Here is a 19,150-nt window from a genome sequence, read left to right as displayed (position 1 = left end):
CGAAAGGGCTCACCCCTGTACCCCAGATGAACGGCCCCCAGTCAAGCCGGACGGACCGGCTAATCCGGCTCCAATGCGGCGTTTTGAGGGCCTGGAAAGGCGAAACCGCGGATCGCAGCCCCACTTGCCTCCCCCGCGGGGACGGAGCCGCGCACGCCAACCCGCAACCGCTCGTCGCCCACGCGCCACGAGCGGCCGCGGCGCCGATCAGGCCTCCTTGTCCTTCAACGACTTGCGAAGCGCCTCGATCTTGAACATGCGCGCCACCTTGTCCTTCCCCGCCAGCGGGCCCTTGCCCATCTCGGCGGCGAACTGGACGCACTGGCCGACCATGTTGAACCCGCGGCCGCTGCGCTCCTGGTCGGAGACCTTGCCGTCGCCATTGGCATCCTTGCCCGCGCGGAACTTGGCCTCGACCGTCTTCGGATAGGCCCAGTCGGCATATTGCTGGATCGTCGCGCGCGAGAGCGCCGGCGCACCGTCCTCGCCCGCGGGCAAGGTCTGGTCGCCGAGCGACGCCTCCAGCTTCTCGCGGTAGAAATCCTCGTACAGCTTGGCGTCGCCAGCGGCGGCGGTGATCGCGGCCTTCTGCCAGCGCAACGCGGCGAGACAGTCGAAATTATGCTCGACGCTGTCCTTGAGCTTCTGCGCCTTCTCGGCATCGGCGGCGCGGGCTGCGGCTTCCTCGTTCGCCTTCTTGTTGGCGGCGCTGTCGTCGCAGGCGGAAAGGCCCAGCGCGAGCGCGACGCCGGCCATGGCGAGATTCCCGATACGGATCATTGCTTCTCTCCCCTCTTTCGTCGCGGCACTCTGCCATGCGGCCTTCCCAAGTCAACGCGCTGGCAAAAGCGGCGCATTGCCTCTATCGGGGCGCCTTTCCCAATACATTGGAACAGGCTTCACATGGGTTTCCGCTGCGGCATCGTCGGGCTTCCGAACGTCGGCAAGTCCACGCTCTTCAACGCGCTGACCGAGACGGCGGCGGCGCAGGCGGCGAACTATCCGTTCTGCACGATCGAGCCGAACGTCGGCAACGTCGCCGTGCCCGACCCGCGGCTGGACAAGCTCGCCGCCATCGCGGGCTCGGCCAAGATCATCGAGACGCAGCTCGGCTTCGTCGACATCGCCGGGCTGGTGCGCGGCGCGAGCAAGGGCGAGGGGCTGGGCAACCAGTTCCTGGGTAACATCCGCGAAGTGGACGCGATCGTCCATGTGCTGCGCTGCTTCGAGAATGACGACATCCAGCATGTCGACAACAAGGTCGACCCGATCGCCGACGCGGAGACGGTGGAGACCGAGTTGATGCTCTCGGACCTCGAAAGCCTCGAGAAGCGCGTGCCCAATTTCCAGAAGAAGGCGGCGCAGGGCGACAAGGAAGCCAAGGCGGCGGCGAGCGTGCTCGGCCAGGCGCTCGACCTGCTGCGCGACGGCAAGCCCGCACGGCTGACCCAGCCCAAGGACGTGGACGAGGAGCGCATCTTCGGCCAGGCGCAGCTGCTCACGTCCAAGCCCGTCCTCTATGTGTGCAACGTCAACGAGGAGCATGCCGCCAACGGCAATGCCTTCTCGGCCCGCGTGTTCGAGAAGGCCAGGGCGGAGGGTGCCGAGGCGGTGGTCGTCTCGGCGGCGATCGAGGCCGAGATCGCGACCATGCCGGTGGAGGATCGCGGCGAGTTCCTGGCCGAGCTGGGGCTGGAGGAGACCGGCCTCGCCCGGGTGATCCGCGCCGGCTACAAGCTGCTCCACCTGCTCACCTTCTTCACCGTCGGCCCCAAGGAAGCGCGTGCCTGGACCGTGCATGCCGGCGCCAGCGCCCCCGAGGCGGCCGGCGTGATCCACAGCGACTTCGAGAAGGGCTTCATCCGCGCCGAGACGATCGCGTACGAGGATTATGTCGCGCTGGGCGGCGAGGCGCGGGCGCGCGAGGCGGGCAAGCTGCGCGCCGAGGGCAAGGCCTATGTCGTCAAGGACGGCGACGTGATGCACTTCCTGCACAGCTGAGGCCGGCCGGCCCTCACGGCTTCGGCGCCCCCGGCAGCGTGGCAAGGCGCGCCTTGGGGATCTTGAGCACGATCCCCGCGGCGCGGCCCGGCACCGCGCTGACTCGATATTCGGCGGCGGTGCCGAACACCTGCGCGATGTCGGCCGGGGCGAGGCCATAGTCCCCGGCGAGCCAGGCGAACATGCTCGAGCTGGCGCTGCGGAACGACGCGTCGAGCGAGCCGTCCAGGCCGATCGCGACGATGTGGGTCGGCGTCTCGATGCGGACCTGGCCGGCGCGCTTGCCGCGCACCAGATCGACTTCGACTTCGACGTCCATCGACGTCTCCAGCGCGTCGCCGGTGGTCTCGCCATCGCCCTGCAGCGCATGGCCGTCGCCGAAATAGAGCAAGGCGCCGGGCACCGCGACGGGGAAATAGACGGTCGTCCCCTCGCCCATCTCGTTGAAGTCCATGTTGCCGCCGAACCGGCCGACATCGCCCGATCCCGGCGCGGCCGAGCCGGGATCGGCCGCCACGCCGATGCCGCCGAGCATCGGCCTGACCGGCACCCAATAGCCCTTGAGCGCATCGCCCGGCGCCGCGGGCGTGGCGATGCCCTTGTCGCGGTCGAGCCGCCAGGTGACCGTCTTGCCGAGCCCGGCCATCTGCACCGCGGTGCGCGCATCCTGCCCGCGCTCCGTCATCCCGTTGGTGCTGATCGCCGTGTCGCGGTTGAGCCGGAGCCTGCGGATGCGCACGACCAGCGTGTCGCCGGGCATGGCGCCGTCGATATAGAAGGGGCCGGTCTGCGGATTGCCGGGCGCGGCGCGGCGCACGCCCTGGGCATCGATGCCCGCCGCGTCGATCGTCGTGGTGTGGATCGTGTCGCCCGGATTGACGTGCAGCACCGGCGGGTTGAGCGCCGAGAACTGGCGATAGAAGCGCTCGGGGACGAATTCGTGCCGGCGCGGCGCCGCTCCGCTCGGCTGCGGTGCGCGCTCGGCGGTGAAGCCGAGGCGATGCGGCGTGCGCGCCTGCTCCGCGCCGTCGATCAGGATCATCTCGCCGGCGATCCGCCCGTTCGCGAGCCGGGCAGTCACGTCCTCCGATCCGCCCACCGTGTCCTTGGCGAGGAAGCGGATCTCGCTGCCTTTCACCGTGCCGGTGAATATGTCGCCGGTCAGGTCGCCGCTGATCCGGTCGCCGTCCTGCTTGATGTCGAGCGTCCAGATGGTCGGCGTACCGAAATAATCGACGGTGACGATCCAGCGCCCGGCGACCTGCGCCGTCTGCGCCTGTGCCGTCATCGGCGCCGTGCATGCCAGCGCCGCCGCCATACCCCAGATTCCGCCCCGCATATCGCCTCCCCCGCGACTTCGTTTCACCCGAGAAACGGAGCGAAGACTGAACTCCGAATGAACCGTCCGCCGGTTAGCGGCCGAACGCGGCGCGGATCGGACGAAGTACCGCGCATCCGCCGGTTCAGCCGCCGGTCGATGGCAGCGCGAACTTGACCGGTGCCGCCTCGACGCGGCTCGGCAGCCCCGCCATCCCCCCTTCGCGCAGGAAGCGCAGCGCCGCGGCGGCGAGATCGGGATGGTCGCGCAGCAGCGGCATCGGGCCGTTATGCTGGCCGCGATGGACGATCAGCGCGCGGGCATTGGGGAACCAGGGCAGCAGATCGAGCAGATTCTCCATCGGCGTGTTCGCGTCCCAATCGCCCTGGACGAACAGGATCGGCGTCTCGTCGCGCACCGGCAGGCGAAAGCCGTCGCCCAGGTCCGCGGTGGGCCACAGCCCGGCCGAGGCCGTGTAGGTCGCGAAGTTCCAGCGGCCGAGCATGTCGAGCGCCGGATCGCTTTCGAGCTGGGCCAGCCGCGCGGCGGTGACGCCGGTGGCGGTGTCGATCAGCGGGCCGATCAGCGACTGGGTGGCGGCCTTGCGCCCATCGGCCACTTCGCGCGCCCAGGCCTGGTACCGACCGTGATGGAGATCGATGACAAAGGCCGGCCACTGCGCGGCGTTGATCACCTTGGCGAACAGCGATTGCTGATAGTCGCCCAGTCCGATCACCACCTTGCCCTCGGGCAGATCGACGGTGATCGGTCTCCTGGCAAAGCGATCGCGCAGCGCGCGCGCCGCCGCGATCAGGCCGCCCTGGGGGATGAAGGGCCGCAGCGCCGGGTCCTGCTCCGCTTCGAACGCGACGCGCTGGAGGACGGCGAAGACATGGCCGGGCATGTCATAGCCGTTGTTCAGCGGCTCGGCCGAGGAGATCAGCGCGCGCGCCACCGTGCCGGGATGGCGCTTCAACACCGCGAAGCTCCATTGCGAGCCGAAGCTGGCGCCCATCAGCCCGATCTTCGGATAGCCCAGCGCCCGGCGGACCGCGTCGACATCGTCCGCGCATTCGGCGATCGTATAGCCGGCCAGGTCGCGCCCCGGATTGGCGGCGGCGGCATCGCTGGCGAGCGCGCGCATCACCGCGACATCGTCCTCGATCGTCGCGGGCCGGTCGAGCGGCATCGCCGGATAGCGGAGCTCCAGCATGTCGCCGCGCAGAGTGTAGCCGCGCTGCTCGACGATCACGAGGTCGTTGGTCGCGCTATAGTCGAGCCAGGTCCCCAGGCGGCGCCTGGCCGCCGGGCTCTGGTCCCCGATCGTGTCGAGCATGGTGACGCCGGGGCCGCCGACGAGCAGGAAAATCGGCGGCTGGCCACCCGGCTTCGCGGCCTTGATCCGCAGCACGCCCACCGTGATTCGCCGGCTGTCGGGCTTCGCGCGGTTTTCGGGAACTTCGATCGCGCCGATCTCGTAACGGACCGGGCGGCCGTCCGCCGCGGTCTCGGTGCCCGGCGTGAGGGCCAGCGCGTCCCTCGCCGATGCGGGCATGGCCCCCGCCAGCCCCAGCGCCATGATCAGCCCGAACAGAATCCGCATCCCGCCCCTCCCCGTTTCGCGGCATCGTGGCGCGCGCGAAATGAACGGCAGGTTTATCCTTCGAACGCCGTGAGGATGGGGCATGGCCCGGCGCCGCCGCCGCCGCATTCGCGCGCCAGCCTGGCAAGCGCGTCGCGCGCGGCACCGAGTTCGGCGATCTTGCGGTCGAGCACGGCGATCTGCTCGCGGGCCAGGGCCCGGGCGCGCGGGCGATCGTCACGCGCATCGAGCGCGAGCAGCTCGCCGATCTGCTCGAGCGTGAAGCCCGCCGCCTGGGCCGAGCGGATGAAGCGCAGCCGGCGCACGTCCTGCTCGCCATAGCGCCGCACCCCGCCATGATAGCCGCGTTCCGGCTCGGGCAGCAGTCCGCGGCGCTGATAATAGCGGATGGTCTCCACCCCCACGCCGCCTGCCTCCGCCAATTTTCCGATCGTCAGCATATCGCCTTGACTCCGTACTATGGTACGGACCCTATATGGCGCGCATGACTGAAAACGCAAAGCGCGCGACGCTCTATCGCATGGTGATGCCCGATCATGTCTGCCCCTATGGCATCAAGTCCAAATGGCAGCTCGAGCGGCACGGCTACACGGTGGACGATCATTGGCTGACGACGCGGGAGGCAACCGACGCGTTCAAGTGGGAGCACAGCGTGCAGACCACGCCGCAGACGTTCATCGACGGCAAGCGGATCGGCGGCAATGACGACCTGACCCGCTTCCTCGGCGGCAGGGTCGCCGAGCCGGGCGCGACCAGCTATCGCCCGGTGATCGCGCTGTTCGGCATGACCGCGGCGCTGGCGATGGCGGCGAGCTTCGCGGTGACCGGCTCGCCCTTCACGGTGCGCGCGGCCGAATGGTTCGTGAGCTTCAGCATGTGCGTGCTCGCGATGCTCAAGCTGCAGGACGTCGAGAAATTCTCGTCGATGTTCCTCAACTATGATCTGCTCGCGCGGCGCTGGGTGCCCTATGCCTACGCCTATCCGTTCCTCGAAGGGCTGGCGGGCGTGCTGATGGCCGCAGGCGCCCTCCCCTGGTTCGCCGCGCCGCTGGGCCTGACCATCGGCACGATCGGCGCGGTCTCGGTGTTCAAGGCGGTCTATGTCGACCGGCGCACGCTCAAATGCGCCTGTGTGGGCGGCAGCAGCAACGTGCCGCTCGGCTTCGTCTCGCTGACCGAGAATCTGTTCATGATCGGCATGGCGCTGTGGATGATCGCCGGGCCCGGCGGCATGGCGATGTAGGTACGGGAGACCCGCCGCCCCCAGGGCGGGACGGCGCCCGGCCGGGCAGGGTTTGCCCGGCCGGGCGCCGGCATGTAACGACATGTCCCCGCAACATTTCGCTGTCACGGGGCCGCGCATGCGCTGGTATTCGAAGATCGCCGCCGCGGCGCTTGCCGCCATTCTCCAGGCCTGTGCCACGGCGCCCGTCGCCGCGCCGCCACCCGCCGCGGCACCGGTGGGGGCCGTCGAGCAGCGTGCGCCGGTGACGATCCTCGTCTCGATCGACGGCTTCCGCGCGGATTATCTGGCGCGCGGCGTGACGCCCAATCTCTCGCGCCTTGCCACGGGCGGCGTCACCGCGCCGATGCATCCCAGCTTCCCGTCCAAGACCTTCCCCAATCACTGGACGCTGGTGACCGGCCTCTATCCCGACCATCACGGCATCACCGCCAACAAGATGGAGGATGCGGCCCGGCCGAAGGAAGTCTTCACCATGATGAGCGACGACCCGTTCTGGTGGAACGCGGCGACGCCGATCTGGGTGGACGCGGAGAAGGCGGGCGTCCGCACCGCAACCGAATTCTGGCCCGGCTCGAACGTGGCGATCGGCGGTGTGAAGGCCAGTAATTGGCCCCATGCGATCGCGGGCGGCACGCGGCCGAGCGATTGGGCACAGTTCAACCAGGTGATCACCGGCGCGCAGCGCGTCAATGCGGTGATCGACTGGCTGCGCCGGCCCGCGACGATCCGGCCGAAGCTGCTGACGCTCTATTTCGACACGATCGATACCGCCGGCCATAGCTATGGCCCGGGCGACCAGCGCACCACCGATGCCGTTGCCGATATCGACGCGGTGATCGGCATGCTCACCGACGGGCTCGCCGCGCTGGGCCAGCCCGCCAACCTCGTCATCGTCGCCGATCACGGCATGGCCGCAACCAGCGGCGAGCGGACGCTGGCGATCCTGGGCGGGCTCGATCCCGACGATTATCACCTGGTCGAGACCGGCCCCTATCTCAGCCTCACGCCCGCCCCGGGCAAGGAGGCCAAGGTGGAGAAGGCGCTGCTCGGCAAGCACGACCATTACGAATGCTGGCGCAAGGCAGAGATTCCGGCGCGTTTCCATTACGGCACCAATCCGCGCATCCCGGCGATCTTCTGCCTGGCCGAGACCGGCTGGATGATCAGCGACAAGGCCGGCAAGCCGGGCGATACCGGCGGCAATCACGGGTTCGACAACCAGTCGCCGGACATGACCGCGCTGTTCATCGCCAACGGGCCCGCCTTCCGCCCGGCGACGCTGCCGGCCTTCACCAATGTCGACGTCTATCCGCTGCTGCGCGACCTGATCGGGCTGCCGCCCAAGGCCGGGGTCGACGGCACCGACGCGCCCTTCCGGGACGTGCTGGTGCGATAGCGCTGGGTCGAGAATCCGGGCAAGGCTTTGAAACTGGCTTCGTCATCCCCGTCTGCGCGGGGATGACGGGGAGTATGGCCCCCGTCCGGACGCCGCGCGGCCCATGCGAATGCGCGTACGGGGCTTGCCAAAGTTCCGTTTTCATCCGAAACTGATCTCATGCTCTACCTTGATGACATGCAAGTCGGCGCGACGCGGAGCTTCGGCCGTTACGAAGTCACGCGCGAGGAAGTGCTCGACTTCGCGCGGAAATATGATCCGCAGCCCTTCCATCTCTCCGACGAAGCCGCCGCCGAGACGCATTTCGGCCGGCTGGCGGCGAGCGGCTGGCACACCTGCGCGATGACCATGTCGATGTTCGTCGCCGAGATGGCGGTGCATCCCCAGGCCAGCCTGGGCGCCGCCGGAGTGGACGAGCTGCGCTGGCTCAAGCCGGTCCATCCGGGCGACGTGCTGCGCTGCGAGAGCGAGATCCTCGAAGTGAATCCCTCGCGCAGCCGGCCCGACATGGGCAGCATGCGGACGCAGACGACCACCTACAACCAGCATGGCGAGCCGGTGCTCCGCTTCGTCGCATTGGCGCTGATGCGGCGGCGCCCGGCCTAGAGCACGACTCAGGCAGCAAACCCGTCATCCCCACCTGAGCGGGGATGACGAAATGAGAGTCCAGTCTCCAGGCGAATCAACGATCTGCCTGGACCACGCCGTGAAGCCAGGCCCTCCGATCAGCGCCGCCTGCCGCCGCCGGGCCCGCGGAAGTCGTGCCAGTTGTTCCGCCAATGCGGGTTGCCGCGCCAATTGGTGCGGCGGCCCTCCCAATAGCCGCGCTGCGCATCGGTCCAGGGGTGGCGGACCCGGGCGCGATCATAGACGTAATAGCCGGTGCCGGGATAATAATAGTCGCCGTACCAGCCCCAATAGGGATCGCCCCAGGCGGCATCATAGCCGACCGCGACGCGGCCGCCATAACCGTAACCGTCATCGACACAGCCGCCGAGCGTGGCGGCTCCGACGATGCCGGCGGCGAAAACCATGGATTTGAAGACGAAGCGCATGTCCGGTCTCCTGGCGGGAGACGCGGACGGAAGCGGGATCGCATCTGCGCGCCCCCGTATCGACCTAAATGAGCGAGGAGGGCGGAGAGTTCCCTGCCCCTCGGGCACCGGTCAATGCCCGTCGAACGCCACCAGCGCATGGACCGCGATTCCGTCGCCGCGCAGCGCATCCGCGCCGCCCAGCTCGGGCAGGTCGACCACGAACGAGGCCTGGGTGACTTCCGCCCCGGCCTTGCGCAACAGGCGCACCGCGGCACGGGCGGTGCCGCCGGTAGCGATCAGGTCGTCCACCAGCAGCACGCGGGCGCCGGGTGCCAGCGCGTCGGCATGGATGGCGATCCGGTCGGTGCCATATTCCAGGGCATAATCCTCGGCGATCGTCGCGCCCGGCAGCTTGCCGTCCTTGCGGACCAGCAGCATGCCCGCGCCGAGCTTCACCGCCAGCGCCGCGCCGAACAGGAAACCGCGCGCCTCGATCCCGGCGACGAGATCGATCGGGCCGTCCACCGCCGCCGCCATCCGCTCCACGGTGAGCCGCAGCCCCTCGGCATCGAGCAGCAGCGTGGTGATGTCGCGGAACATGATGCCCGGCTTGGGGAAATCGGGAATCGTCCGGATGCGCTGCCGGATGTCGTCATTCTCAGCCATCGAAGCCCTCGAAACAGGAATCCCGCCCTGGCGGTGCCGGGGCGGGATTCGATACGGCCAATACTGCCGCCGAAGCGGATCAGTGCTTAACGCCTGCCCATACCGAGCGATAGGCGCCATAGGTCAGGAACGCCGCGAAGATCAGGAAGCCCAGCACGGCGAGGCCCGCCGCATGGCGCGTCTCGAGCGTGGGTTCAGCCGTCCAGACCAGGAACGCCGCCACGTCTTCCGACATCTGCGGGATCGTCGCGCGGGTGCCGTCCGAATAATTGACCTGGCCGTCCTGGGTGAGCGGCGGCGGCATCGCGATGTTGAGGTTCGCGAAATAGGGGTTGAAGTGCATCCCGTCGGGCGTCTTGGCGAATTCCGGGAAGTGCTTCAGCGCCTCCGCCGACGGCTTCTCGTTATAGCCGGTCAGCAGCGAGTGGACATAGGCCGCGCCGTTATGCCGCGCCTTGGTGATCAGGCTGAGGTCGGGCGGCGTGCCGGTGCCGGGATAATAGACCTTGGGGAAGCGATCCGACGGCACATTGTCGCGCTCGCCCCAGGTGCCGCCCTTCTCGTCGAACACCGGCTGCTTGGTGCCCCAGTCCTTGGCGATCTTCTTCACCTCGGCATCGGTATAGCCGAGGTCCTTCAGATTGCGGAACGAGACCAGGTTGAGCGAGTGGCAGGTCGAGCAGACGTCCTTGTAGACGAGGAAGCCGCGCTGCAGCTGCCGCCGGTCGAACTTGCCGAGCAGCCCGTCCGAGGCGAGCTTCAGCGGCTCCGGATGCTTGTGCATCATGTGCTCGGCGGTTTCCGCCGGCGGCTCGTAGATCACGCCCTTGACCGAGCCGAAGAGCGCGATCGCCAGCACGAGGATGAAAGCACCGCCGACCAGGAACTTGATCGATTTGATGAACAGCGAAGTCATTGTTCCCAGTCCCCCTTACGCGCCGGTCTTGGCCAGCACGGCCTCGGTGATCGAGCCCGGCAGCGGCTTCGGCGTTTCCAGGTGCGAGATGATCGGCACGACGATCAGGAAGTGCGCGAAATAATAGGCTGCCGCGATCTGGCTGACGATCACATAGAGCGGCTCGGCCGGCGAGCCGCCGCAATAGCCGAGCACCAGCACGTCCGCCACCAGCACCCAGAAGGCGATCCGGTACATCGGGCGATAGCTGCCCGAGCGCACCGGCGACTTGTCCAGCCAGGGCAGGAAGAACAGGAGCAGGATCGAGCCGAACATCGCCAGCACGCCCCACAGCTTCGCCGGCAGGATGAAGTCCGCGGTGAAGGCGCGCAGGATCGCGTAGAACGGCCAGAAATACCATTCGGGGACGATGTGCGCCGGGGTGGAGAGCGGGTTGGCCGGGATATAGTTGTCCGGATGGCCCAGCAGGTCCGGCGCGAAGAAGATCAGCGCCGAGAAGGCGATCAGGAAGACCACCACGCCCAGCCCGTCCTTCGCCGTGTAATAGGGATGGAACGGCACGGTGTCCTGCTCGCCCTTCACTTCCACGCCGGTCGGGTTCGACGAGCCCGGGATGTGCAGCGCCCAGATGTGAAGGATCACGGCGCCCGCGATCACGAAGGGCAGGAGATAGTGGAGCGAGAAGAAGCGGTTCAGCGCCGCATCGTCCGGCGCATAGCCGCCGAGCAGCCAGATGCGCACCCAGTCGCCGACCACGGGGATCGCCGAGAAGAAGCCGGTGATCACCTGCGCGCCCCAGAAGCTCATCTGCCCCCAGGGAAGCACATAGCCCATGAAGGCGGTGGCCATCAGCAGCAGGAAGATCACCACGCCGAGCAGCCACACCATCTCGCGCGGCGCCTTGTACGACCCGTAATAGAGGCCGCGGAACATGTGGATGTAGATCACCACGAAGAACATCGAGGCGCCGTTGGCGTGGGCGAAGCGCAGGAACCAGCCCGCGTTCACGTCGCGCATGATGCCGACATTCACCGATTCGAAGGCGCCCGCGGCCGACGAATGGAAGTGCATCGCCAGCACGATGCCGGTGATCAGCTGGCAGACCAGCGCCACCCCGGCGAGCACGCCGAAGTTCCACCAGTAATTGAGGTTGCGCGGCACCGGATAACCGGCGCCGACGGCGTTGTAGACGAAGCGCGGCAGCGGCAGACGCGAGTCCACCCACTGCATCAGCGGATGCTTCGGCTCATAATGCTTGGCCCAGGGAAAGCTCATCGCGCTCTATCCTCACCCAACCACGACGACAGAGTCGGACGTGAAATTATATTTCGGAACCTCGAGGTTCTTCGGCGCGGGGCCCTGGCGGATGCGGCCGGCCGTATCATAGGCCGAACCGTGGCAGGGGCAGAAATAGCCGCCGAACGGCCCGCGATTCTCGCCCTCGCCCGCGCCCAGCGGCACGCAGCCGAGATGGGTGCAGACGCCCAGCGTGATCAGCCAGTTCGTATGGCCCTTGGCCGTGCGCTGCTCGAGCGTCTGCGGATCGCGCAGGCTGGAGAGCGGCACCGCGTCCGCCTCGGCGATCTCCTTCGGCGTGAGGTTGCGCACGAACAGCGGCTGCTTGCGGAAGCTCGTCTTGATCGCCTGGCCCGGCTCGATCTTCGACACGTCCACCTCGGTGGTGGACTGTGCGAGCACATCGGCCGACGGGTTCATCGAATTGACGAGCGGCAGCACCACGACGCCCGCACCCACAGCCGCCACCGAAACGGCGGCATATTGCAGATAATCGCGGCGGCGGGGATTTTCGAGACCGGCGAGATCGCCTTCAATTGCCATGTTTACCCCTTGCACTTCGAACTTGCCGCGGCGGACGCGCGGGTAGGACGTGACGCAGACACGGGCGCTAAGGCCCCCCTCGCGGCCCACCGGTGTCTCCCGGTTAAGCCAGCTGGCCTGATAGACGGCGCCCAAGCGCTTCGGCAACAGGGATTTTGAACGACTTGCTGCGCCGGGCGGGTGGACGCTAGGAGCGGCACCATGCGACTAGCCCTGTTCGAGCCCGATATCGCCGGCAATGTGGGTGCCGTGCTGCGCCTCGGCGCCTGTTTCGGCGCGCCCGTGGATTTGATCGAACCGATGGGATTCGCCTGGAACGACGCCGCCCGCCGCCGCGCCGCGATGGACTATGGTGAGATCGCCGAAGTCGCGCGTCACGCGGATTTCGATGCGTTCGCCGAAAGGCTTGCCGGCCGCGTGGTGCTGTTCAGCACCAAGGGGGCGATCCGGCTCGACGAGGCGGCGTTCCGGCCCGGCGACACGCTGTTGTTCGGCTCGGAGAGCCGCGGCGCCCCGGATTTCGTGCATGCGCGCGCGGATTTGATCGTGCGCATACCGCTGCGCGCCGGACTGCGCTCCCTGAATCTCGCGGTATCGGCGGGCATCGGGCTCGCCGAGGCGCTCCGCCAGACCAAAGGATTTCCGGAATGATCGAGCTCGACGAACAGCAACAGGCCGCCCGCACCTGGTTCGAGAGCCTGCGCGACGCGATCTGCGCCGCGTTCGAGGCGATCGAGGCCGAGGCCGGATCGGACGCACGCTTCGAATATATCCCCTGGGATCGCGCCGATCCCTCGGGCGAGCCTGGCGGCGGCGGCGTGCGCGGCGTGATGAAGGGCAAGGTGTTCGAGAAGGTGGGCGTCAACGTCTCCACCGTCGGCGGCACGTTCGAGGGGGAATTCGCCAAGTCGATCCACGGCGCCGGCGAGGATCCCAAATTCTTCGCCACCGGCATCAGCCTGGTCGCCCACATGGCCAATCCGCACGTGCCCGCGGTGCACATGAACACGCGCTTCCTCGCCACCACCCGGCGCTGGTTCGGCGGCGGGGCGGACCTGAACCCGCCCCTTCCCTATGCCGAGGATACCGAGGAATTCCATGCGGTGCTCAAGGCCGCCTGCGACGCGCACGACCCGGAACATTATCCGCGCTTCAGGAAATGGGCGGACGAATATTTCTACATCCCGCACCGCAAGGTCCATCGCGGCGTGGGCGGAATCTTCTACGACCACCTCGAGAAGGACTGGGCGGCGGACTTCGCCTTCACCCAGGATGTCGGCCGCGCGTTCCTGGACATCTATCCCCGCATCGTGCGGCGGCGGATGGGCCTGCCCTTTGGCGAGGCCGAACGCCGGCAGCAGCTCGAATGGCGCGGCCGCTATGCCGAGTTCAACCTGATCTACGACCGGGGCACCCTGTTCGGGCTGAAGACCGGCGGCAATATCGATGCGATCCTGATGAGCCTGCCGCCGATGGCGGCGTGGAGCTGAGCATGGGCCTGATTCCGGTCGCCGACGACCAGGTCGCCACCATCGTCACCGCGCTCGAGATGCTGGCGCGCCCGCGGCCCCGGCCCTTGCCCGATTCGCCGCTGCGGCTGGTGCGCTGGCCCACGCCCGATCCGGCCAAGTATCGCGCGCTGTTCCGGCGCGTCGGCGAGCCCTGGCTCTGGTTCTCGCGGCTGGTGATGGACGCGGAGCGCCTAGCCGCGATCCTCCACGACCCCGCGGTCCATGTCTTCGCGGTGGTCGATCGCGCGGGAATCGAAGTCGGCATGCTCGAGCTCGATTTCCGCGTCGAGGCGACCTGTGAGCTGGGTTTCGTCGGGCTGGTGCCCGAGCTGGCGGGCAAGGGGCATGGCGGCTGGCTGATGGCGCAGGCGCTCATGCTCGCCTGGACGCCGGCAGTGACGCGCGTCTGGGTGCACACCTGCACGCTCGACCATCCGGGCGCGCTCGGCTTCTACCGCAAGCACGGCTTCGTGCCCTACAAGCGCACGGTGGAGACGTTCGCGGATCCGCGGCTGGCGGGCGTGCTGGCGCCCGGCGCCGCGCCTCAGATCCCCCGCCTGGGCGCCCCGGCCAGCCGATAGGCGGCGATGCGGATCAGCGCGAGCGCGACCCAGGCGCCGCCGCCGAACAGCGCGGTGACGAGATAGGAGACGGGCGCAACCGCCTGCGCACCGCCGATCAGCGCGGCGATGGTCCCCAATATCCCGCCGGTGAGGATCACCAGCCCGAACGCCAGGAACATCGTCATCGATGCCAGGCCCAGCAGCGCGAAGCCGGTAAGGCCGGCGCTGCGCCGCCATCCCTCGCGAAAGGCGCCCAGCACACCCATAGCCGGATCGGCGGCCAGGGCAGGTCCCGCCAGCCAGGTTCGCGCCAGCACGAACAGGCCGGGAATCACCAGCAGCGAAAAGCCGATGGAAAAGAGCAGCCCGGCAATCACGGTGAGCACGAAAAAGGCGGCGAAGCGCTTCAGCGTGATCAGCAGCACTTCGCCCAGCGTGCGCCCGCCGCCCTGGAGATAGAGGTTGAATATCGCGAAGGTGCCGAATTCCATGGCGATGTTGATCGCCAGGATCGCCGGCAGATTGGCGGTGTAGAAGGCCGTCAGCGCCGCGCGGAGCTTTTCCGGATCCCCGGTCGCCATCGGTTCGAGCCCGGCGAGCAGCAGCGCCGCGCCCAGCATGGGCACCACGAAGAACATGCCCGCCAGCGCCAGGAGGAGTTCGCGCTCGGCGCGCCACAGGGTGACGGCATCGGCAAGGATGCCGCGGCTGGTAAGGCTCATGCCCGGAACGCGCCTTCGCGCAGCCCGGCGTCGGCCGCCAGGGCGAGATAGAGCTTGGCGGTGAAGGCGGGCACCAGCACGGTGAAGCCGGTCTGCACCGCGGCGACGACGATCGAAGTGAGCACGCCGGCCAGCGTAACTCCTTCCGCCGGGGCACCGGTGACCAGCGCGAAGATGCTGCCGAACACCATGTTGGCGGCGAGCATGGAAACCCAGGAGACGAGCGCGAAGAGCAGGATCACGCCGATGATTCGCCAGGTCATGCCGCGGGTGAGCTTCCACGACTGGCGAAGCGCGGAGAACATCCGCTTCTCGCGCACGATCACCGGATTGGTGACGAACAGCCGCGCGCCGATCCACAGGAGCAGCACGACCAGCACCAGCCCGTAGAGCGCGATGCCGCCGGCGATCTGCGGGCCGAGCCCGGCATTGGCGCCCCGCGCGATCTCCATCAGGTCGTAGCCGTTCAGCTGCAGCGCCACCGGAATCGGCAGCACCAGCACGAACATCACTGCGAACAGCAGCACCGAGACCGCGAGCGCCGGCAGCAGCCGGTCCCGCCCGATCACGCCGGCGCCGCGCACGCTCGTCGCGTCGAGCGCCATCGCGGAGATGGTGAGCGAACCCCAGAGCGAGAGGATGCCGAAGGCGAGCTGGACAAGATAGAGCGACAGCACCAGCCCGGGGCTCCCCCCGGTCTTGGCCGCCTGGAAGCTGCCTTCGATCGAGGCCGGCACGAAGAAGGCGAGCAGCGCCACGGGCAGGATCGCGCCCAGATTGTCGCTCAGAAACTCCGCCGTCCGATCCCAGACGGTGCCCATCTTCGCCATGCGCCCGATGTCCTCCCTCCGGACGGTGTTAGCGGGCGCGCATTATGTTGCCAATGCTTGCGCAATCGCTTTCGGATGCGCAATTCGCATGCCGATGAACCAGGATATCGAATGGCGGGTCGCGCCGGAGCCGATCGAATATGGCGCCGCGCTGGCCGAAATGGAGGCGCATGTCGCCGCGCTGACCGCCGGCACCGCGCCCGAACGCATCTGGCTGCTCGAGCATCCGAGCGTCTACACCGCCGGCACCAGCGCCACCGATGCGGGCGAGCTGATCGACCCGCGCTTCCCCGTGTTCCGCACCGGGCGCGGCGGGCGCTACACCTATCACGGGCCCGGCCAGCGCATCGGCTATCCGATGCTCGACCTGCGCCGGCGGAAGCGCGACGTGCGCGGCTATGTCCATGCCGTGGAAGGCTGGGTGATCGCCGCGCTGGGCGAGCTGGGGATCGAGGCGTTCCGCGCCGAGGGCCGCATCGGCATCTGGACGCTCGACCAGACCGGCCGGGAAGCGAAGATCGGCGCGATCGGCGTGCGCATCCGGCAATGGGTGACCATGCACGGCTTCGCAGTGAATCTCTCGCCGAACCTGAGCGATTTCAACGGAATCGTCCCCTGCGGCATCGCCGAGTTCCCCGTCACCAGCGCAGCCGCGCTCGGCAAGCCGGTAACATCCCGGCAATTCGATTCGGCGCTCCGGGCCACATTTTTGCCATTTTTGGACGCTCTCTCCTGAGCGCAGGTCAAATCGAGTCTTGAGGGGTTTGCCCGAACCGTCTAATGTCCACTCCGGTTTGGGTATTAAACGGCGTAACCGTAATCCAGATCCATTATCTAGGGAGCTTTCTACATGCGTGCAGTCATTTCGAAGATCGTTGCAGGTTCGATGATCGCCGGCGCGGCCCTCCTGGCCTCGGCGTGCACCAGCAACGAGTCGACCAACGTGACCAACACCACCGAAGTCGTTCCGACCGAGAACGTGACCACCGACACCATGGTGACCAACATCGACGCCGCCGCCACCGAGAACGGCGCCGTGGTCGAGAACACCACCACCGTCGAGACCAACACCACCAACGCGCACTGATCGCGCGCCCGGTAGGGTGTTTGAAGAAAGGGCCGTCCGGGCGACCGGGCGGCCCTTTTCGCTTGCCGATTTGCGATGAAATGCCGGCATGGCACGGCCCGGATGGTAAAAAAGGGCTTCAACCCGGACTCGGAACGCCGTAACCCGTGCGCACGGGGTCAACTGGTAGTTTTCGAGGCAGCATGTTCGCATCGCGTATCGCACTTGTGCTGGCCGGGGGGATCGGCCTGTTCGGATCCGCGCCGGCTTCGGCGCAATTCTTCCTCAAGCCCGCCAATCTCGAGAGCGGGCGAGTCACCGGTGCCGAGCCGGGCATGACCGGCCCGGCGCTGCCGGGCGCCACCGCCGACGAGCTGCGCGCCGCGCTCGCCTGGAACCTGCGCGCCGCGCTCAACGTCGCGGCGCTCCAGTGCCAGTTCGAGCCGACCCTGTTGTCGGTCGACAACTACAATTCGCTGATCAAGGATCACGCGATCGAACTGCGTGATTCCTACGCTACGCTCGAGAAATATTTTCTAAGAGCGTACAAGAACAAGAAGCAGGGCCAGCTAGAGCTCGACAAGTACGGTACCCGCATCTACTCGGGATTCTCGACTGTTCAGGGACAGCTTTCTTTCTGCCAGACGGCGGCCTCAATCGGCCATGATGCCGTCTTCGTGAAGCCGGGCAAGTTCGGCGACCTGGCGCAGGACCGGATCAAGGAACTCCGCGCCAGCCTGGGCCCTTGGGGTGAGCAATATCGTCCGTCGGGCTATATCGTCACCGGCATGTACGGTGTGAAGATGCCGCCCTTCGGCAACGACAAGTGCTGGAAGAAGGGCCAGTATCAGGTCAAGAAGTGCGGCCCGCTGCTGCTCGATTGATCGGCTAGCCCGCTTCCGCCATCCCGGCGAAAGCCGGGATCCCAGGCGAAGGCGCGGGCAAGAGCCGCACGAAATCCCGGCTTTCGCCGGAAGACTGCGTGAGGCCGGAAGACGGGAACCGCGCCTAGCGCAATCCCAGCATCTTGTGCGCCTGCAGGGTCAGCCGCCAGCGGGGCCGCGCCATCGCGAAGGCGATCGCGGCCTCGATATTCTCCTGTGCTTCCGCGCTGTCCATCGGCTGGATGAGGAAGTTGGCGAAATCCCAGCCCTCGAGCATCGCGACATCGGTGCCGGGCTGCGGCCAGACCAGCTTGAGCTCGTCGCCGGCGCGCTGGACGACTTCGCTGCCTGCCTTGGGGCTGATGCATATCCAGTCGATCCCCGGATGCACCGGCAAGGTGCCGTTGCTCTCGATCGCGATGCGGAAGCCGCGGCCATGGAGCGCGTCGACCAGCGCATCGTCCACCTGGAGCATCGGCTCGCCGCCGGTGAGCACCACGAAGCGCGCCTCGGCGCCCTCGCCCCAATGTCGGGCCACCGCATCGACCAGCGCATCGGCATCGGCGAACTTGCCGCCGCCCAGTCCGTCGGTGCCAACGAAATCGGTGTCGCAGAACCGGCAGATCGCACCGGCCCGGTCCTGCTCGCGGCCGGTCCAAAGATTGCACCCGGCGAAGCGCACGAACACCGCGCGCGCGCCGGCATTCACGCCCTCACCCTGGAGCGTGAGGAACATTTCCTTGACGCTGTAGGTCATCGCCCAGAACCCCCTATGGATGGGCCGCGTACTGGGTCGGATCGGGGATGCCGGCTTCCTCGAAGCCCTTCGCGCGTAGCCGGCAGCTGTCGCACAAGCCGCAATGCAGCCCGCCCGGCGCCGGATCATAGCACGACCAGCTCAGGCCCATGTCGAGCCCGAGCCGCGTGCCTTCGCGCACGATATCCGCCTTGGTCATGTGCTGGAGCGGCGCGCGGATGCGGAAGGGCGCGCCTTCCACCCCGGCCTTGGTCGCCAGCTCGGCCAGCTTCTCGAACCCTTCGATGAATTCCGGGCGGCAATCCGGATAGCCCGAATAATCGAGCGCATTGACACCGATATAGATGTCGCGCGCACCCGAAGCCTCGGCCCAGCCGAGCGCGAGGCTGAGGAAGATGGTGTTGCGCGCCGGCACATAGGTGACGGGGATATCGTCCCCCACACCGTCCTTGGGCACGTCGATATCCGCGGTGAGCGCCGATCCGCCGAACGCGCGCAGGTCCATCGGCATCACGATATGGCGTTCCGCGCCCAGCGCGGCGGCGACGCGGCGGGCGGCGGCGAGTTCGATATGGTGGCGCTGGTTATAGTCGAAGGAGAGCGCGTACAGCCGATACCCCGCCTCGCGCGCAAGCGCGGCCGAGATCATCGAATCGAGTCCGCCGGAAACCAGTACAATTGCAACGCTGTCTGTCATCGGCGCGCCCTACTCCGGATTTCGCCACGAGGCAAAACGCGTCGCCACGCGCGTCCGGGCGCAAAATGGGCCGCCCGGAGGCGGCCCAGTTTCTTGGG

The 19,150-nt window shown here is 67.6% G+C and carries 23 protein-coding genes; 10 read left to right on the top strand and 13 right to left on the bottom strand.

Annotated elements, in window-relative coordinates:
* Nucleotides 1-207 precede the first annotated feature (207 nt).
* Nucleotides 208-780 (bottom strand): hypothetical protein, encoded by a 573-nt coding sequence (locus CAP40_RS18470; RefSeq protein ID WP_086131035.1) that lies wholly within the window; start codon nucleotides 778-780, stop codon nucleotides 208-210.
* Nucleotides 781-903: 123 nt separating this feature from the next.
* Here CAP40_RS18470 and ychF point away from each other — a divergent pair, with 123 nt between their 5' ends.
* Nucleotides 904-2,001, top strand: a complete 1,098-nt coding sequence (ychF, locus tag CAP40_RS18465) for a redox-regulated ATPase YchF (RefSeq protein WP_086131034.1) — start codon at nucleotides 904-906, stop codon at nucleotides 1,999-2,001.
* A gap of 13 nt (nucleotides 2,002-2,014) precedes the next feature.
* Here ychF and CAP40_RS18460 read toward each other — a convergent pair whose 3' ends face one another.
* The 3 genes from CAP40_RS18460 to CAP40_RS18450 all read right to left on the bottom strand — a co-directional run bounded on the left by CAP40_RS18460 (nucleotide 2,015) and on the right by CAP40_RS18450 (nucleotide 5,362).
* Nucleotides 2,015-3,340, bottom strand: coding sequence for an acetamidase/formamidase family protein (locus CAP40_RS18460; protein ID WP_086131033.1), 1,326 nt, complete (start codon nucleotides 3,338-3,340; stop codon nucleotides 2,015-2,017).
* A 124-nt stretch (nucleotides 3,341-3,464) separates the two neighbouring features.
* The gene (locus tag CAP40_RS18455; RefSeq protein ID WP_086131032.1) at nucleotides 3,465-4,922 is read right to left on the bottom strand and encodes an alpha/beta hydrolase; all 1,458 of its coding nucleotides are present in this window, start codon (nucleotides 4,920-4,922) and stop codon (nucleotides 3,465-3,467) included.
* A gap of 53 nt (nucleotides 4,923-4,975) precedes the next feature.
* The gene (locus CAP40_RS18450; protein WP_086131031.1) at nucleotides 4,976-5,362 is read right to left on the bottom strand and encodes a MerR family transcriptional regulator; all 387 of its coding nucleotides are present in this window, start codon (nucleotides 5,360-5,362) and stop codon (nucleotides 4,976-4,978) included.
* 44 nt (nucleotides 5,363-5,406) lie between these two features.
* Between CAP40_RS18450 and CAP40_RS18445 the strand changes: the two genes are divergently transcribed.
* From CAP40_RS18445 to CAP40_RS18435, 3 genes are all read left to right on the top strand, one after another.
* Nucleotides 5,407-6,165: a glutaredoxin family protein gene (locus CAP40_RS18445; protein WP_086131180.1), complete on the top strand. Its 759-nt coding sequence runs from the start codon at nucleotides 5,407-5,409 to the stop codon at nucleotides 6,163-6,165.
* Nucleotides 6,166-6,283: 118 nt separating this feature from the next.
* Entirely contained in the window at nucleotides 6,284-7,564 is a 1,281-nt protein-coding gene (locus tag CAP40_RS18440) for an ectonucleotide pyrophosphatase/phosphodiesterase (RefSeq protein WP_086131030.1), read from the top strand.
* Between the two features lie 159 nt (nucleotides 7,565-7,723).
* Nucleotides 7,724-8,170: a MaoC family dehydratase gene (locus tag CAP40_RS18435; RefSeq protein WP_086131029.1), complete on the top strand. Its 447-nt coding sequence runs from the start codon at nucleotides 7,724-7,726 to the stop codon at nucleotides 8,168-8,170.
* Between the two features lie 119 nt (nucleotides 8,171-8,289).
* Here CAP40_RS18435 and CAP40_RS18430 read toward each other — a convergent pair whose 3' ends face one another.
* The 5 genes from CAP40_RS18430 to petA form a co-directional block, all read right to left on the bottom strand.
* Nucleotides 8,290-8,619, bottom strand: coding sequence for a hypothetical protein (locus CAP40_RS18430; RefSeq protein ID WP_256924364.1), 330 nt, complete (start codon nucleotides 8,617-8,619; stop codon nucleotides 8,290-8,292).
* 111 nt (nucleotides 8,620-8,730) lie between these two features.
* The gene (locus tag CAP40_RS18425) at nucleotides 8,731-9,267 is read right to left on the bottom strand and encodes an adenine phosphoribosyltransferase (RefSeq protein ID WP_086131028.1); all 537 of its coding nucleotides are present in this window, start codon (nucleotides 9,265-9,267) and stop codon (nucleotides 8,731-8,733) included.
* Between the two features lie 79 nt (nucleotides 9,268-9,346).
* Nucleotides 9,347-10,183, bottom strand: coding sequence for a cytochrome c1 (locus CAP40_RS18420; protein ID WP_086131027.1), 837 nt, complete (start codon nucleotides 10,181-10,183; stop codon nucleotides 9,347-9,349).
* A 15-nt stretch (nucleotides 10,184-10,198) separates the two neighbouring features.
* Entirely contained in the window at nucleotides 10,199-11,458 is a 1,260-nt protein-coding gene (locus CAP40_RS18415) for a cytochrome b N-terminal domain-containing protein (RefSeq protein ID WP_086131026.1), read from the bottom strand.
* A 12-nt stretch (nucleotides 11,459-11,470) separates the two neighbouring features.
* The gene (gene petA, locus CAP40_RS18410) at nucleotides 11,471-12,022 is read right to left on the bottom strand and encodes a ubiquinol-cytochrome c reductase iron-sulfur subunit (RefSeq protein WP_086131025.1); all 552 of its coding nucleotides are present in this window, start codon (nucleotides 12,020-12,022) and stop codon (nucleotides 11,471-11,473) included.
* Nucleotides 12,023-12,223: 201 nt separating this feature from the next.
* Here petA and CAP40_RS18405 point away from each other — a divergent pair, with 201 nt between their 5' ends.
* The 3 genes from CAP40_RS18405 to CAP40_RS18395 are packed head-to-tail and all read left to right on the top strand — an operon-like array spanning nucleotide 12,224 to nucleotide 14,114.
* On the top strand, nucleotides 12,224-12,673 hold the full coding sequence (locus CAP40_RS18405; protein WP_086131024.1) for a tRNA (cytidine(34)-2'-O)-methyltransferase: 450 nt from the start codon (nucleotides 12,224-12,226) through the stop codon (nucleotides 12,671-12,673).
* Nucleotides 12,670-13,512: an oxygen-dependent coproporphyrinogen oxidase gene (hemF, locus tag CAP40_RS18400; RefSeq protein WP_086131023.1), complete on the top strand. Its 843-nt coding sequence runs from the start codon at nucleotides 12,670-12,672 to the stop codon at nucleotides 13,510-13,512. The genes CAP40_RS18405 and hemF overlap by 4 nt, the downstream gene beginning before the upstream one ends.
* Nucleotides 13,513-13,514: 2 nt before the next feature.
* A complete protein-coding gene (locus CAP40_RS18395; protein ID WP_086131022.1) occupies nucleotides 13,515-14,114 on the top strand; it encodes a GNAT family N-acetyltransferase in 600 nt (199 codons plus the stop codon).
* Here the strand turns inward: CAP40_RS18395 and CAP40_RS18390 are convergent.
* A complete protein-coding gene (locus tag CAP40_RS18390) occupies nucleotides 14,078-14,818 on the bottom strand; it encodes a hypothetical protein (RefSeq protein WP_086131021.1) in 741 nt (246 codons plus the stop codon). The two genes, CAP40_RS18395 and CAP40_RS18390, sit on opposite strands and share 37 nt — an antisense overlap.
* Nucleotides 14,815-15,648: a glycerophosphoryl diester phosphodiesterase membrane domain-containing protein gene (locus CAP40_RS18385; protein WP_086131020.1), complete on the bottom strand. Its 834-nt coding sequence runs from the start codon at nucleotides 15,646-15,648 to the stop codon at nucleotides 14,815-14,817. Before CAP40_RS18385 ends, CAP40_RS18390 begins: the two co-directional genes overlap by 4 nt.
* 88 nt (nucleotides 15,649-15,736) lie before the next feature.
* On the opposite strand from CAP40_RS18385, the gene lipB reads away from it, so the two are divergent.
* The 3 genes from lipB to CAP40_RS18370 all read left to right on the top strand — a co-directional run bounded on the left by lipB (nucleotide 15,737) and on the right by CAP40_RS18370 (nucleotide 17,598).
* Nucleotides 15,737-16,384, top strand: a complete 648-nt coding sequence (lipB, locus tag CAP40_RS18380) for a lipoyl(octanoyl) transferase LipB (RefSeq protein WP_373384956.1) — start codon at nucleotides 15,737-15,739, stop codon at nucleotides 16,382-16,384.
* 114 nt (nucleotides 16,385-16,498) lie between these two features.
* A complete protein-coding gene (locus CAP40_RS18375) occupies nucleotides 16,499-16,735 on the top strand; it encodes a hypothetical protein (RefSeq protein ID WP_086131019.1) in 237 nt (78 codons plus the stop codon).
* Nucleotides 16,736-16,917: 182 nt separating this feature from the next.
* Nucleotides 16,918-17,598 carry a hypothetical protein gene (locus CAP40_RS18370; protein ID WP_086131018.1) on the top strand — a complete coding sequence of 227 codons (681 nt, stop codon included), beginning with the start codon at nucleotides 16,918-16,920 and terminating at the stop codon, nucleotides 17,596-17,598.
* 124 nt (nucleotides 17,599-17,722) lie between these two features.
* Here the strand turns inward: CAP40_RS18370 and queE are convergent, their stop codons facing one another.
* Complete coding sequence (gene queE / locus CAP40_RS18365) at nucleotides 17,723-18,355, bottom strand: 7-carboxy-7-deazaguanine synthase (protein ID WP_086131017.1); 633 nt, start codon at nucleotides 18,353-18,355, stop codon at nucleotides 17,723-17,725.
* Nucleotides 18,356-18,368: 13 nt separating this feature from the next.
* A complete protein-coding gene (queC, locus tag CAP40_RS18360) occupies nucleotides 18,369-19,052 on the bottom strand; it encodes a 7-cyano-7-deazaguanine synthase QueC (protein ID WP_086131016.1) in 684 nt (227 codons plus the stop codon).
* Between the last annotated feature and the right edge of the window lie 98 nt (nucleotides 19,053-19,150).

This window comes from Sphingomonas sp. IBVSS2, assembly GCF_002127225.1.
In the GTDB taxonomy this organism is placed as follows: Bacteria; Pseudomonadota; Alphaproteobacteria; order Sphingomonadales; family Sphingomonadaceae; genus Sphingomonas.
Note: the sequence above shows the minus strand (reverse complement) of the source record. Positions and strands in the feature narration are given on the sequence as shown.

Coding starts and splice junctions, on each gene's coding strand:
- CAP40_RS18470 (WP_086131035.1), bottom strand. CDS start 780: ATGATCCGTATCGGGAATCTCGCCATGGCCGGCGTCGCGCTCGCGCTG.
- ychF (WP_086131034.1), top strand. CDS start 904: ATGGGTTTCCGCTGCGGCATCGTCGGGCTTCCGAACGTCGGCAAGTCC.
- CAP40_RS18460 (WP_086131033.1), bottom strand. CDS start 3,340: ATGCGGGGCGGAATCTGGGGTATGGCGGCGGCGCTGGCATGCACGGCG.
- CAP40_RS18455 (WP_086131032.1), bottom strand. CDS start 4,922: ATGCGGATTCTGTTCGGGCTGATCATGGCGCTGGGGCTGGCGGGGGCC.
- CAP40_RS18450 (WP_086131031.1), bottom strand. CDS start 5,362: ATGCTGACGATCGGAAAATTGGCGGAGGCAGGCGGCGTGGGGGTGGAG.
- CAP40_RS18445 (WP_086131180.1), top strand. CDS start 5,407: ATGACTGAAAACGCAAAGCGCGCGACGCTCTATCGCATGGTGATGCCC.
- CAP40_RS18440 (WP_086131030.1), top strand. CDS start 6,284: ATGCGCTGGTATTCGAAGATCGCCGCCGCGGCGCTTGCCGCCATTCTC.
- CAP40_RS18435 (WP_086131029.1), top strand. CDS start 7,724: ATGCTCTACCTTGATGACATGCAAGTCGGCGCGACGCGGAGCTTCGGC.
- CAP40_RS18430 (WP_256924364.1), bottom strand. CDS start 8,619: ATGCGCTTCGTCTTCAAATCCATGGTTTTCGCCGCCGGCATCGTCGGA.
- CAP40_RS18425 (WP_086131028.1), bottom strand. CDS start 9,267: ATGGCTGAGAATGACGACATCCGGCAGCGCATCCGGACGATTCCCGAT.
- CAP40_RS18420 (WP_086131027.1), bottom strand. CDS start 10,183: ATGACTTCGCTGTTCATCAAATCGATCAAGTTCCTGGTCGGCGGTGCT.
- CAP40_RS18415 (WP_086131026.1), bottom strand. CDS start 11,458: ATGAGCTTTCCCTGGGCCAAGCATTATGAGCCGAAGCATCCGCTGATG.
- petA (WP_086131025.1), bottom strand. CDS start 12,022: ATGGCAATTGAAGGCGATCTCGCCGGTCTCGAAAATCCCCGCCGCCGC.
- CAP40_RS18405 (WP_086131024.1), top strand. CDS start 12,224: ATGCGACTAGCCCTGTTCGAGCCCGATATCGCCGGCAATGTGGGTGCC.
- hemF (WP_086131023.1), top strand. CDS start 12,670: ATGATCGAGCTCGACGAACAGCAACAGGCCGCCCGCACCTGGTTCGAG.
- CAP40_RS18395 (WP_086131022.1), top strand. CDS start 13,515: ATGGGCCTGATTCCGGTCGCCGACGACCAGGTCGCCACCATCGTCACC.
- CAP40_RS18390 (WP_086131021.1), bottom strand. CDS start 14,818: ATGAGCCTTACCAGCCGCGGCATCCTTGCCGATGCCGTCACCCTGTGG.
- CAP40_RS18385 (WP_086131020.1), bottom strand. CDS start 15,648: ATGGCGAAGATGGGCACCGTCTGGGATCGGACGGCGGAGTTTCTGAGC.
- lipB (WP_373384956.1), top strand. CDS start 15,737: ATGCCGATGAACCAGGATATCGAATGGCGGGTCGCGCCGGAGCCGATC.
- CAP40_RS18375 (WP_086131019.1), top strand. CDS start 16,499: ATGCGTGCAGTCATTTCGAAGATCGTTGCAGGTTCGATGATCGCCGGC.
- CAP40_RS18370 (WP_086131018.1), top strand. CDS start 16,918: ATGTTCGCATCGCGTATCGCACTTGTGCTGGCCGGGGGGATCGGCCTG.
- queE (WP_086131017.1), bottom strand. CDS start 18,355: ATGACCTACAGCGTCAAGGAAATGTTCCTCACGCTCCAGGGTGAGGGC.
- queC (WP_086131016.1), bottom strand. CDS start 19,052: ATGACAGACAGCGTTGCAATTGTACTGGTTTCCGGCGGACTCGATTCG.